This window comes from Acidianus manzaensis (assembly GCF_002116695.1).
Lineage (GTDB): Archaea > Thermoproteota > Thermoprotei_A > Sulfolobales > Sulfolobaceae > Acidianus > Acidianus manzaensis.
Genome location: NZ_CP020477.1, coordinates 2,560,007 through 2,572,733, shown reverse-complemented (window position 1 = coordinate 2,572,733; position 12,727 = coordinate 2,560,007). Strand labels below are relative to the sequence as shown.

Annotated in this window: 15 protein-coding genes and 2 pseudogenes; 9 read left to right on the top strand and 8 right to left on the bottom strand. The window is 29.6% G+C overall.

Going from position 1 to position 12,727, the window contains the following annotated elements; all coding sequences use genetic code 11:
- Entirely contained in the window at positions 1–1,401 is a 1,401-nt protein-coding gene (locus B6F84_RS13360; RefSeq protein WP_338025982.1) for an APC family permease, read from the top strand.
- A gap of 9 nt (positions 1,402–1,410) precedes the next feature.
- Here B6F84_RS13360 and B6F84_RS13355 read toward each other — a convergent pair whose 3' ends face one another.
- Positions 1,411–1,707 carry an antibiotic biosynthesis monooxygenase family protein gene (locus B6F84_RS13355; RefSeq protein ID WP_148692699.1) on the bottom strand — a complete coding sequence of 99 codons (297 nt, stop codon included), beginning with the start codon at positions 1,705–1,707 and terminating at the stop codon, positions 1,411–1,413.
- A 308-nt stretch (positions 1,708–2,015) separates the two neighbouring features.
- Between B6F84_RS13355 and B6F84_RS13350 the strand changes: the two are divergent.
- Both B6F84_RS13350 and B6F84_RS13345 read left to right on the top strand, forming a co-directional pair.
- A pseudogene (locus B6F84_RS13350) lies at positions 2,016–2,162 on the top strand (MerR family transcriptional regulator); the annotation flags it as partial.
- A 206-nt stretch (positions 2,163–2,368) separates the two neighbouring features.
- On the top strand, positions 2,369–2,917 hold the full coding sequence (locus B6F84_RS13345; protein WP_148692698.1) for a hypothetical protein: 549 nt from the start codon (positions 2,369–2,371) through the stop codon (positions 2,915–2,917).
- Here the strand turns inward: B6F84_RS13345 and B6F84_RS13340 are convergent.
- Complete coding sequence (locus tag B6F84_RS13340; RefSeq protein ID WP_148692697.1) at positions 2,906–3,229, bottom strand: hypothetical protein; 324 nt, start codon at positions 3,227–3,229, stop codon at positions 2,906–2,908. The genes B6F84_RS13345 and B6F84_RS13340 overlap by 12 nt on opposite strands.
- Positions 3,222–3,701, bottom strand: coding sequence for a hypothetical protein (locus B6F84_RS13335; protein WP_148692696.1), 480 nt, complete (start codon positions 3,699–3,701; stop codon positions 3,222–3,224). Before B6F84_RS13335 ends, B6F84_RS13340 begins: the two co-directional genes overlap by 8 nt.
- 266 nt (positions 3,702–3,967) lie before the next feature.
- Between B6F84_RS13335 and B6F84_RS13330 the strand changes: the two genes are divergently transcribed.
- The 4 genes from B6F84_RS13330 (at position 3,968) to B6F84_RS14300 (ending at position 7,571) form a co-directional block, all read left to right on the top strand.
- Positions 3,968–5,455 carry a cytochrome ubiquinol oxidase subunit I gene (locus B6F84_RS13330; RefSeq protein ID WP_148692695.1) on the top strand — a complete coding sequence of 496 codons (1,488 nt, stop codon included), beginning with the start codon at positions 3,968–3,970 and terminating at the stop codon, positions 5,453–5,455.
- A 30-nt stretch (positions 5,456–5,485) separates the two neighbouring features.
- Positions 5,486–6,553, top strand: a complete 1,068-nt coding sequence (locus B6F84_RS13325) for a hypothetical protein (protein WP_148692694.1) — start codon at positions 5,486–5,488, stop codon at positions 6,551–6,553.
- A 459-nt stretch (positions 6,554–7,012) separates the two neighbouring features.
- The gene (gene tnpA, locus B6F84_RS13320) at positions 7,013–7,291 is read left to right on the top strand and encodes an IS200/IS605 family transposase (protein ID WP_236748979.1); all 279 of its coding nucleotides are present in this window, start codon (positions 7,013–7,015) and stop codon (positions 7,289–7,291) included.
- A gap of 13 nt (positions 7,292–7,304) precedes the next feature.
- Positions 7,305–7,571 carry a helix-turn-helix domain-containing protein gene (locus B6F84_RS14300; RefSeq protein ID WP_420807161.1) on the top strand — a complete coding sequence of 89 codons (267 nt, stop codon included), beginning with the start codon at positions 7,305–7,307 and terminating at the stop codon, positions 7,569–7,571.
- A 196-nt stretch (positions 7,572–7,767) separates the two neighbouring features.
- On the opposite strand, the pseudogene B6F84_RS14295 reads toward B6F84_RS14300, so the two are convergent.
- Positions 7,768–7,959: pseudogene (locus B6F84_RS14295) on the bottom strand (hypothetical protein); the annotation flags it as partial.
- 178 nt (positions 7,960–8,137) lie between these two features.
- Between B6F84_RS14295 and B6F84_RS13305 the strand changes: the two are divergent.
- Positions 8,138–8,572, top strand: coding sequence for an RNA-guided endonuclease InsQ/TnpB family protein (locus B6F84_RS13305; RefSeq protein WP_420807160.1), 435 nt, complete (start codon positions 8,138–8,140; stop codon positions 8,570–8,572).
- Here the strand turns inward: B6F84_RS13305 and B6F84_RS13300 are convergent.
- Positions 8,539–8,970, bottom strand: a complete 432-nt coding sequence (locus B6F84_RS13300) for a hemerythrin domain-containing protein (protein WP_148692693.1) — start codon at positions 8,968–8,970, stop codon at positions 8,539–8,541. The genes B6F84_RS13305 and B6F84_RS13300 overlap by 34 nt on opposite strands.
- A gap of 1,004 nt (positions 8,971–9,974) precedes the next feature.
- On the opposite strand from B6F84_RS13300, the gene B6F84_RS13945 reads away from it, so the two are divergent.
- Positions 9,975–10,115 carry a hypothetical protein gene (locus B6F84_RS13945; RefSeq protein WP_187152707.1) on the top strand — a complete coding sequence of 47 codons (141 nt, stop codon included), beginning with the start codon at positions 9,975–9,977 and terminating at the stop codon, positions 10,113–10,115.
- Between the two features lie 212 nt (positions 10,116–10,327).
- Here B6F84_RS13945 and B6F84_RS13295 read toward each other — a convergent pair whose 3' ends face one another.
- From B6F84_RS13295 to B6F84_RS13285, 3 genes are read right to left on the bottom strand one after another with little or no spacing between them, the layout of a single operon-like run.
- Positions 10,328–10,939, bottom strand: coding sequence for a helix-turn-helix domain-containing protein (locus tag B6F84_RS13295; RefSeq protein ID WP_148692692.1), 612 nt, complete (start codon positions 10,937–10,939; stop codon positions 10,328–10,330).
- Complete coding sequence (locus B6F84_RS13290; protein WP_148692691.1) at positions 10,936–11,301, bottom strand: DUF488 domain-containing protein; 366 nt, start codon at positions 11,299–11,301, stop codon at positions 10,936–10,938. The genes B6F84_RS13295 and B6F84_RS13290 overlap by 4 nt, the downstream gene beginning before the upstream one ends.
- A gap of 33 nt (positions 11,302–11,334) precedes the next feature.
- A complete protein-coding gene (locus B6F84_RS13285) occupies positions 11,335–12,390 on the bottom strand; it encodes a nitric oxide response protein (protein ID WP_148692690.1) in 1,056 nt (351 codons plus the stop codon).
- Between the last annotated feature and the right edge of the window lie 337 nt (positions 12,391–12,727).

Here is a 12,727-nt window from a genome sequence, read left to right as displayed (position 1 = left end):
ATGTTTTTCTTTATAAATTATTTTGGAGTAAAAGTTTTAGGAAAAATTAGCCATGGTGTAGGTTGGTGGAAGTTATTAATTCCTAGCATAACTATAATTTTACTTTTAGTTTTATATTTTCATACTTCTAACTTCTCAATAAATTTTGTTCCTCAAGCTAGGGATACTGCTGTTGGATATGGAGGATTTTCTGCTGTTCTTTTTGCTATTCCTAATGCTGGTATTTTATTTTCTTATTTAGGTTTTAGGCAACCTATTGATTATTCCGGAGAAGCTAGAAATCCTAGGAAAAGTTTATCTTTTGCGGTTGTCGGATCTTTACTGATAGGTATACTAATTTATGTTATGCTTCAGATTGTTTTTATTGGTGGTTTAAATTGGAGTGCTTTGGGAGTTTATCCTGGAGATTGGAAGGCTTTGGAAAATACTGCATTATCTAATGGGCCTTTCTATTTCCTTTTTAGAGATTCTGGTGTTTTAGGATTAGTTTTCTTGGTTTTCTATGTTTGGTCTATAATTTTGCTTCTTGATGCTGTTATTTCTCCAAGTGGTACTGGTTGGATTTACATGGGTACTGCATCTAGAACTATTTATGCGTTTTCTACTAATGCATATCTTCCTCAAATCTTTATGACTATAGGAAAGAATAAGATTCCTATATTTTCTCTAATACTAACAATTATTATCGGTTCTGTTTTTCTTTTGCCTTTTCCAGCTTGGGTTACTTTAACTTCAATATTATCGTCTGCTTCAGTTTTTACCTATATGATGGGTGGAATAGGTATGGCTACTTTGAGGAGATTAGCTCCAGATTTATGTAGACCTTACACTGTTCCTGCAGGAAGTTTAATAGCACCTTTAGCTACATTGTCTGCTGGTTTACTAGTGTACTGGTCCGGGTTTACTACTCTATTTTATGTAATAACTGCAATTTTCGTAGGTTTACCTTTATTCTTTAGTTATTATGCTCATAGGATTTTAGGAGTTAATAAAAAAGCAAGCATGATTTTAGGTATTATAGATTTAATTACCATTCCAATAGCTTCTTATTATTATATTGTGAATAGTAATTATCTTACATCAAATAACGTAATATTATTTATAGGGTACTTAGTTATTCTTGCTGTAATAGTTTTTGGGAATGCTTTAGTCTTATATTCCTTAGGAGATAAGGAAGGTAAAGATGAGGTTAAATCTGGATTATGGCTACTTGGATTCATATTTGTTATATTGGGCTTATCATATTTTGGAGGATTTGGTCCAGGTAAAGTTATTCCATTTCCTGAAGATACGATAGTTATTGCTGTTGTAGTTTTAGTTTTCCATTTCTTGGCTGTAAAAAGCGGAATAAAAACTAAAGCTTTAGAGGAATTAGAAAAATCTAATAGAATGGAAAATTAACAAATATTTTTATTCTTCGTTTACTTCTTTAAATATTCTATGCCTTGGAATTCCTTCTAATATAGTTTTTCCATATTGTGTTGTATCTGAAAATTGTCTACTTAACATGAATTTTTTAAACGTTTCTATAGAATCCCATTCACTATAAATCATGTATTCTTGTGGATCGTTTACACTCCTATATAATTTTGCATCTCTAAATCCTTCAACATGCCCTTTCAAAAATGTAACTACGCCTTCAAAAGATTTTTCAAAATCTTGCTCATGACCTGGTTTTACCCTATAATATAGGCCTACATTTATCATAACTATTTACTTTTTTTAAAGATTTATAAAGTTAACCATTATGAGATTTGCAAAGTAAAAAAATGTAAAATATTTTTATAATTGTTACTTTAATGTATAAATAAAATATTATAGTTCCAACACCTATCTATTTAAATTAAAGTATTTATTAAATAGTTATATAAGAACTAAATTAATAATTTTTACTTTTATATTATAATTACTGATAGTTAAAAAATAAAAAGAATTTTTACTTATAATGATTAATGTCGTGAGAAACTGTTTTATTTTTACCTAGTTTTTATAGTTTGTATACAAATCTCTCTATAATACTTAGACCTAAAGAAGTATGCCAAAGACTAGGAATATTAAGAACACTACAAGAATACGTAAAAAAGGGAATAATAACACCAATAAAATTACCATCCGGCAAAACAAGATTCAAAGAAGAGGTAGAGAAGTTAGAAGGAATAATAAGTACGAAATTCAATGAGACCCAGACCGCAAATGAAGTAACTAGTTTTTATCTAATTATTCTACCTATCTTAATTTTTGTAACTTTTAAAGTTAATATTATTATACTTAGACTATATTAGTACTCGTTGTACTTAAAAGTGTTAAAAGTCTTACGATTCCATGTTTTTAAATTTATATATACAATACCCTAAAAATTTAATTAGATATGTGCGATTATAGACTCGTCAAAATAAGTAGAAGCATTTCAAAGATAAAAAGCATAGTACTTCTACCTAGAGAATTATTTAATAAATTTACTACTGATGATGCATACTTTCAAGTATTAGTTAACGATAAAAGAGAAGAAGTGCCAGTGAGCAAAAGCTATTATTACTATATTCTTTCTCAGCTTAGAGATGCTCAATTATTATACGAAAATGCTATCTCATTTAAAGTCGCTATCCCAATAATAGTTAATGAAAAGGGAATAAATTTTGATAATAGTATGGTATTCGTTGATGAAGGAAATAGAGTTTTAGTTTTTATAGATACTAAATCAATGAAATATGCATGTCCCGAATGTCCAGTTTATACTGAATGCGTTTATGGTTTGAAGAGAGTTGCAAGGGATATGGGGATTAGAATTGGAAATATTGATGAAAAAGGAAGATACGAAAATCTTCCATCAAAAATGTGGAATGTAGTTATAAATGATATTCTCTTAAAATATATTAATAATTTGAAGAGTATAAAAATTCCTATATTAGTCTCCTAACCAACCATGAGCAAATCCTAACATTTGATATAATGGGTTTAATCCTAAGATTAAAGCTATTGGAATCCAAATTATGAATCCTATTAATAGGTATAATGAAATTAAAGATAAATCCTCATATTCTTTTCTTGTAATAAAGTAAATAATTATTGATCCAAATGGACCTAATAGAAACATAAGACTTAACCATCTACTTGAATCTTTTCTTTTTATCATCAAATAAAATGTCGCAAAAATATAACCTAAACCGCCTAAAATTCCAGAGATTATCCAGAGTAATCCTAATTTACTTATCAAGATTTTATTATACATAAATTACTCCCTTGTTAAGTATAGATTCTAGTATAAGTTTATAAATATTTTCAATAATTTTTCTACATGAATATTGCCTTTTATCATTCATTCCTAATTCTTTTAGTAGTTCTTCATCTACATTACACCTTTTTCTAACGTCAAATATATAAAGTATTTTCCTATTTTTACTTAAAAATACTAAAATTGGCTCAAATTTTATTGCAAAATCTCTCTCGTCTAATTGAAACGAAACAATAATAGTAAAAGTTAATTTATTATCTTTATCTATTAAATTTATTTTTTTCAATTTTTCTAGAATATAGTAATAATAGCTTTTACTCATCTCAGCCTCTTTGTAATCAGGATTAACAATAACCTTCAAATATGCTTCTTTTTGAAACACTTTTTTGAATTCCTCCTTATTCATTAGCACAATGCTAGGGTTATCGCAAATGTCTCTTTTAACGTCTATACATGATTCATTTTTCATTACTAATATATAAGGATAAAACTTTTTTATTAGTTTCTAATGTTGTCATGTAAAGAATATTCTTTATGAAAAGTTAACAAAATTTTTATTCTTTCATTATTTTCTTTAGTTTGCCAAAACTACCACTGTAGAGAAATTAACTGTTAAATGCTAAATTTTTTGTAGGACTACTATCATTATAAATAAATAATAGTCCAATATTATAAGCAGACGAATGTTTATAATGATCAATTAATCTTTACTTATTTTAGAATAGGTGAAAATAAATGGATCTATTCATATTTGATAGAGTATTAGCAGCATTTACTATGGGTACACATATGCTTTTTACATACTGGGCAATAAGTCTACCATTCTTCATAGTATTCGCAGAATACTTAGGATACAAGAAAAACGATCCATATTACCTAGCATTAGCAAAAAGATTCTCCACAGTAATGGCTGTACTATTTGCAGTAGGTTCTGCAGCAGGAGCAGCAATAGCTGTAGAATTCATAACAGTATGGTACAAATGGATGTTCTTGGTCAATGAAGTAGATATATTACCTTTTGAAATAGAAGTTATGGCGTTCTTCTCAGAAGTAATATTCCTTTCACTTTACCTATATGGTTGGAATAAAATGAGCAGAAATGCTCACATGGTACTAGGAGCTTTAGTAGGAATGGGTTCTTCAGCTTCAGCTGTATTAATAGTTTTAGTAAATTCATGGATGAATACTCCTAACGGTTTTAATGTGGAAGCATACGTTCAATCTGGAGAATTAACCGGAATAAATCCTTTAGCAGCGTTATGGCCACCTGCAGCAACGGCAGAAGTTCCAATGGTATTAGCAGGAGCATGGTTCGTAGGATTCGGATCTCTAGTAGGATATTTCAGTTTCAGAAAAATATTTAGTAGACACTTAGATACACAATCTAAAGAATATTATAATAGAGGACTAAAATTAGCAAGTTATCTAGCAGCTTTAGATGCAATATTTTTAGGATGGGCAGGAGATAATGCAGGTAAAACATTATATCAGGTTCAACCTTTAAAATTGGCTACATTAGAAGGTGTAATGCAAACAGCTAAAGGAGCTCCAATGACTGTAGGACCAATTTCTATACCTGGTGTTTTATCCTTATTATCAACGTGGCCTCCTAATCCTAACGCTTTAGTATTAGGATATTCAAGCTTCGTTAGCAGTGTTCAAGATCCTATATGGTGGATGGCCCATGATGCTTATGATTTACATGCGACATTAGGTATACTAGGAGCTATTATTTTCTGGATATTAGCATTAGCATATTTGAAACCATCTTTCGGAAAAGCATTTAGCTGGTTAGGTTTAGACAATCCTACTGAAAAGAAACTACCATTATATGTATCATTCCTTATAGGCTGGCTACAATTAATAGCATGGGAATCTGGATGGGTAGCAGCAGAAACTGGAAGACAACCTTTCGTAATATGGGGACCTATGACTACTACTGGAGGATTATACACTATTCAAGCAGTAATGCTAACTAGTGAAGGATATAATACTAATCCTGACGTACTCCCGATAGGAATAGCTATAATGACTGCACTGGTAATAGCTGTGGCAGGAACATTATATATGCTAAAAAGATTATTTAGCGGTAAAGAGATCTCACAAGATGTAGCAAGTATAACAGTTTCTGGAATTTCTTCTACTCCACAAAATCCTCAATTACCTTCAATTAAATCTTCGGACTCACAGACATCTTCTCCTAGGAAGAGTGAAGTTAAATGATTTTTTCTATAATTCATGAGGTGATATAAAATGAATGGTTTCGTATTATTCTTCTTTATACCTCTGTCTTGGTTTGTCACTGTTTTTATGATAGAAGCAGGATCAATAGTAATGACTCCAATATGTAAATATGATAATTATAGAGAACAGATGATGTTAGTATTAGGATCTTTATGGGCTATTATAGCTACATCCTTAGTTTATCTAGTAGTATCATTAGACGGTATATTTGCTCCAGTAATGTATGCAACAGGTGAAGCGTTATTCGGTCTTTTAATGACTTTAATAATTATATTAGCATTTCATCATTATTTAATAGGCTCAGCTGAAGGAGCTGACGCATTAAATAGACATTCAACCTCTAAGCTATTCTTAACTCTTGCTATGCCTTTTGCTCTAATAGTAGCATTTATAGGGAATACTATATTTACTTCAGTATTCAGCGGATATGGAATAGGCCTTAAATTACCTTTAACTACTGTAGCTACTGTTCTAGAGAAAGGAGAATTACCTGCAGTTCTTCGTGCAGCTCCTACAACTCAAGTATTCTATCCTAACTTTAGTCAGATGATATTTAATGGATTTAACTGGGTATTCTTTATAGGAATTGTAATGTATGTAATGTACTTTACTATAGCGTTTTACGGGATAAAAGAGAGATTCTTAGTAGGTTTATTAGCTTTAACGTTAGCTAATGCATTAATTTTAGCTAGTACTGCTTTATGGTTGCCTACAGTATTTGATAGTGCAGTAGGAAATGCAGGATTCTGGATTTACGTAATACTAAGCTATGTGCTATTATACGCTACTACGCATTATAATATTCCATGGAGACAAGTATGGGTATTCTTCTTAACATTCCTTGGAAGTATGATGTTCGGTGCATTCACTCAAGGAGATATATTAGTTGATGCTGTTCCACCTAAAGGAATTCCAGCTTCATTATTACTAACTAATCCAACAACCTTAGCAGTTGGATCATTCGTATTAGCATTAGCTGGAATTCTGGTTGTAGGTGGAGTAACTGCAGTATCTTATGTTGTACTATATAAACAAGCCGTAGAAAAAGCCGAAGCTAAAAAACAAGTTGTTAAATAAAGATAAATATTTTTTTATCTATATTTTTATCTCTTTCCATATATTTTAAGTTATATCTTTTAATATACAATAGAGTTATCATATTTAACTACGTTTTTGACTTTCATTTATAAAAATTAATACATAGTTAGAGATATTTCGCATTATTTCTAATATATTTGTCTTAGAATTAACAGACTTTGACTGCTTTTATATAATTCTTTGATATCGATTTTACTCAAATTATCTTTGCTAAATATAAAAATAATTAATATAACTTTTGAGTTATAATAGAAAATAAGATTTTTAACATTACTGGGGGTTAAGGGGGCGGAAGTCTCATCAGAAGTTGGGGATGAATAGCCCCCTTATAGAAAGTTTTTATTTATAGTTATTAAAAATTTTATGAAATATGCGTTACAAACTCTAGGAGATTCACATTCAGTCTACTCACTCTACTATAAATATAAGTAGTAAAACATGGAAAAAACATTTGACAACGATAAAACAATAGACTTCCTAAAGAAACTAACATACGAAATTACTGAATCATTTGAAGTTGACGTTACTGAAATCAGTATACATAAAGACCACTTCCATAGGGTATTCAAAGCAAAACCAACACTAAACATACCAAGATACATAAACACAATAAAAACAATAACATCAAGAGAAATACAGAAAAACTTTCCAGAAGTAAAACTCTGGAAAGGACACTTATGGGCTTCATACTTCCTAGCTGGACAAGTAACACTCTAGGTGCTAAAACAATATGTTCAAAACCAAGGAAAAGAATAAGAATACTATAACCTTATTTTATAAGTATAGAATATACCCAGCACCCGAGGTAGAACAAAAACTCGTCAAAACGATGGAAACAGAAGCAAAAGTATACAACTCGTTATTGGATTACATAACAGAAAAGAAAAAACAAGGAACAAAAATAACACAACTTGATACACAAAAATTACTCAAGAACATGAAAGAAAAACATAAAGTATACTCAAAAGCTTTACAAATGATAAACAACATACTCTGATACAACATCAACGCTTTATCAGAACTAAAGAAAAAGGGAAAGAAAATAGGAAAACTAAGACACAAAAAGATATTCAAAATAATCTGGTACAACCAGTCAGGATTCAAACTACAAGGGGATAAACTCTATCTGTCGAAAATAGGAGAAATCAAAGTACTCTTGCATAGGCCAATACAAGGAGAAATAAAAGGAGTCATCATAAAGAGAAGTAAAACAGATAAGTGGTATGCAATATTTCAAGTTGAGCAAGAAAAACAACCGCTCGAGAAGACTGGCAAAGTAGTTGGTATTGATTTGCGTATTTTAACTCCTCAACAACTATCACATCATAATTTTTCACTAACCACGTTGTTACCTTGTGAATATAATCCCTAAGAGTATTCTCAAGCCTTTCATAAGCCTTAGCTAGCTTAACTCTAGCTTTCTCATAATTCCTTGAACCCTTTCTTCCTTCTCGATAACCTCCTCTGCAACAATTTAATCCTTTCCTCCCTCTTATCTAACAGTTTAGGATTCTCAATCACAATACCATCACTCGTTGTAACAAATTTCTCTACGCCTAAAGGATGGTGTTAGATTCTTTCGGTAGGTTGAGGAAGCATATTCTTTATTCTAAGTTTTCGTCTTTTCTCCACCAACTTTTCTACAAGGCTGTAAGAGCTGGTAGGAAGGTGGTGGAGGTAGATCCAGCGTATACGTCGCAAACGTGTTCTAGGTGTGGGTATAGGGTGAAACTTAGTTTATCTGTCAGAATATTTCATTGTCCTAATTGTGGTCTTGTAATAGACCGTGATTATAATGCTTCTTTGAATGTTTTGAGGGATGGGGTTGGGACTGCCTTTCTGCCTGTGGAGGGGAAACCTCTACTGTACGTCACCTTTCATGAGGTGGTGTATAGTAAGTTTCCCCTGAGAAGCAGGAAATCCTCACCGGAGGTGGGAATGCTCCGTCGTAAGGGCGAAGTAGTTCACAAGTCTCTTATTCCAGTATATTTGGAATAATCCTTATAATTTTTCAATTCTTCTAAAATGTTATTCCATGAAGACTGTACATTAATGTTCTGATTAAATAATATATTCTCTTCATCATTGTTGTGATCTAAAACAATCTTAATATATCTTTCTGCCCAATCTTTTCTTTTTTCCTTTATTATAGAATTTCCGTATTTTTCAATTAATAGATGATCACTATGAAAACGCTTTGCAGCATCACCATAAAATAGAAAAATATATTTGTCCTCTATTTTTGCATGCCAATTAATTATAAATTCATGAGTTTCTTGCAAAAGGTAAAAAGCATCATTATCACAGTTATTCAAGAGTCTTTCAATTATAGAAAATCTAACTCTAAATATAGCATGTTCAAATTTCAATAAATCAATCGGATTATTTATAAACATATACATGAATTAACATATGTCACGTTATTTAACTTTTCTTACATAAGTTATGTTTCATAATAAAAATTCGTGGCATCAGGATAGTCTTTCAAGTATAAAATCTTCAATGTTCACTTTGGCCTAAACGATAGATTCAAAAAGATATAAAATATCTTACTAGTACTTATTTAATTAGAGAAACTTAAGGGAGCATCTATGCTATACTTTTATACTCCTAAATTCTTAAATATCAATTATTTATCAAATATTAAGCTAATCTCCTATTTTTATCTTAATTACAGTAAATAGATTAATGAGATCGATAGGAATTACTATCATAAAATGTAGATACTCTATAATAAGGAAAGAGTAATAATTTACTGAACTGTTTAGATAGACTACAAAACAACAAAGCTTCATTATTTTTATAATATAATACAAAAATATTAACTTAGAATAATAAAGAAAGAAAAAATATTTTATCTTTATTCTTTTTATCCTGCTAATGACTGCAGTAGACTTGTTAAGAGACTTAATACTGCTTGTAGTAGTTGTTCTAATAGTTGGAACATTACTTGTAGTATATCGGTTAATGCGTTTGTTGCGCTCATTTTTGGTCTATTTTATCTCTATGTATAGCAGATATAAATAGTTTATCTTATCATAAATTGTTGATTATTTGTTATTTCTATCAATATAATACTATAAATTTCTATATTAGAACTGATACTTACTAGTAATAAACTTCAAAAGATGCTTTACTTAAAAATTCTATATAAATTTTTCTTGTACATATCCTTTTATATAATAATTGCCTTATATCTTCTATTTTAGGATATTTACGCAAAGATTTGAAATCTAATATTTAAATAATTTTTATCATATATAAAAATTCATTTTAAGTTATGTAGATTATCTTTTTAATATATTACTACATTTATAAGTTATATTTTCCAAATGATAAACAGATAGTATAATAAAGAAATTTTTTTATAGTATTACTGCTATTTTTAAAATGATAAAAAATGTTCTTCATAGACAGCCTAATAGGACTAGATTCAGCACTAAACGGACTACTAACATCTTTAGCAGACCTACTACACAACCTACTAGCATTAGTACTAGAATTGCTACAAACATTATTAGGTGCTCTAGCAAGCCTCTAAAGGAATTTAAGAAAAAAGGTAATTTCTTTTTTATTTATATCGTATTTAATAAACTTCACATAAAAAGTATCTTTTATAATTATCTAAAATGTTATAAAGATTATTTGCTCTTTTAAACTAATATTAGATACATCTTTACGATTAACGAAAAATGTTTCAAAAAGTTTACTAAAAGTTAAGAACAAAAGAATAAATCGAGAAAATTAAATTCATTAACTACTTTTGTCCAGATAATTCTTGACTACTTTTCTTAAGGCTCTTCTAAGTATTTCCTCTAAAGTTGGCGCACTTATACCTAACTTCTCAGCTAATTCTGACATTGAAATTTTCCTATCATCATCAAAATATCCTAATTTAAAAGCCATCTTCAATATTTCCATTTGTCTTTCTGTAAGCTGATTTTCTTCTATTTCCATTATGCTCATAACCGTAGATTTTACTCCTATATCGTTTAGTTTTTTCAATAAATCTTTTAATGAGCTCATATTGGGAATTAAAAGATTATAGATTAATGCTTTTTCTCCTACTACTTTTACTTTTTCAACAACAACATCTGATGAGTAAAGAAGTTTACATACAGCACAACCACTCGTTCTTATCCACACTTTACTATCACTAAGTCTCATAGTTTTTAATGATGCTAATCTTAATTTTTGATATTGAGTATTATCTAAATCATCAAAATTAACTATATGATCTGTAACATTGTCTCCTAGTTTTACATTTTCTACAAATGCGTTTAGGTTAAGCGATGAAATTAATTTCATAACTTCGCATGGATGGTTTTCTATTACTATACTCGCTTCTAGAGGAGATTTCTTCATGCATTTTTCTTTTCTTCTTCATTTAATAATCTTTTTTCTAAAAACTCCTTTAATGCCACAGCATTATTATAAGGTGAAGTGGTTGCGTATAGTAATGTCACATTGTTTCCGTCTTTTACTAACTTCAACAAACCAGACAATTTAGGATTTTGATTCAATTCCTCAAAGTATTTCTTCTTAAATTCTTCCCATTTCTCTGGATCATGATTAAACCATTTCCTTAATTCTTCTGACGGAGCAATTTCCTTTAACCAAAGATCAATCCTATCTTTTTTAACTCCTCTAGGCCATAGTCTATCAACTAGTATCCTCAATCCATCATCTTTTTCTATAGGATCATAAATCCTCTTTATTTTTATCATGATAAAAAAATTCTTTATAAAAGTAAATAAGCATTACACCTTATTTTTTAGCAAAACTTGCCTTAAAGTTAAAATGAAGAAGGAAAGAATTCCGAATCCTTGAAGTGGAGCAGATAGTATTAAGAACGAATAATTTACTCCAAGATCATAGATTATCCTCATCATTAAACCAGAATTCATCAAAATGTAAGGAATGTATGAAGGTTTAACTGAAACTTTACCAAAAGCATTTACAAACATATCCATTAAGACTACGTCAACTCCAAATACAGTATTAAACAAGAATCCTACTGCTATACTATGTATAAAGATATCATAATTAGCATAGAATATAATTGAGGTAAGGAAGAAAATCCAGGCTGTAGTTAAGTGAAGAATTGGATATTTTCTTCCTTTGAATTTATACAACTTAGATGAATGAAACGATAGTAACCAAGCTAAGAATAAAAGTGCTTCACCATAAAAGCTTGAATATGATATTATTCCTAAAGTAAGAAATATAAAGGCTAACGCTATTTCACTGTCGTTAATTTTAGCCCTAGTAACTAGTGCTAGATCTCTAGACATGACTGCAAATATTACACCTATAGGAAAGAATAAATTAACGTAAGGTATTACATATCCTAAACCTATTTGAAATGACAAAATAATTATTGTAATTATTAATGAAAATAATAATAACCAGTTATAAGTAGAAGGTTTTAATCCTATTTTAGAATAATTCAGATACGTTTGAGAATATAAAAGTAATATAGAAATAGATATGATCTCAAGAAACATGGAAAATAAAATTGAAACAAAAAACGAAGATAATGAAGCTATTATAGTCAAAGCAGTAAAAGAAATAATTAGATTATTATTAGCAATTTTACCAGACCATTCCACACTTAAAGCTACTAATATCTCATTCCCTATCAAAGCTCCGAAAAATCCATAAATCATAATAAACCAATGAGAAGGAAATAAGCTAGATGTAGGATTTGATGGAAAACCTTGCATACTCATGAACTCAAATACTGCTGGTATTCCGCTAGTTAGCATTAATCCTATTCCAGAAAGCATTAATAGAAGAGGTAAATTTAACCTCATAATCCTAAAGTTATTTGTAGAGTTTTTTTATCCAACACCTTATTATTTAGGTTTCTGATGTAAGGAAACTTCTATTCTATTGGATTATTCTATTCATAAGCACACAACTTCTCTCTAAAAGAGTTTATAATAAAAGAAGATATATTCTTCATTATATTTAAGCTACAAAATCAATTACATAATCTATTTATAAAGAGTATCAAATTTCTCTTGTCTTTAAAAAGTCAGAAAATAATATTAAAAAATAGTACGTGGAGTATTTGAAAATTGAGGTTTTTCTCCCAATCAGAGCAATTCGTTGAATCAACGTAAAGTAATCAAATAGTACACAAACTGT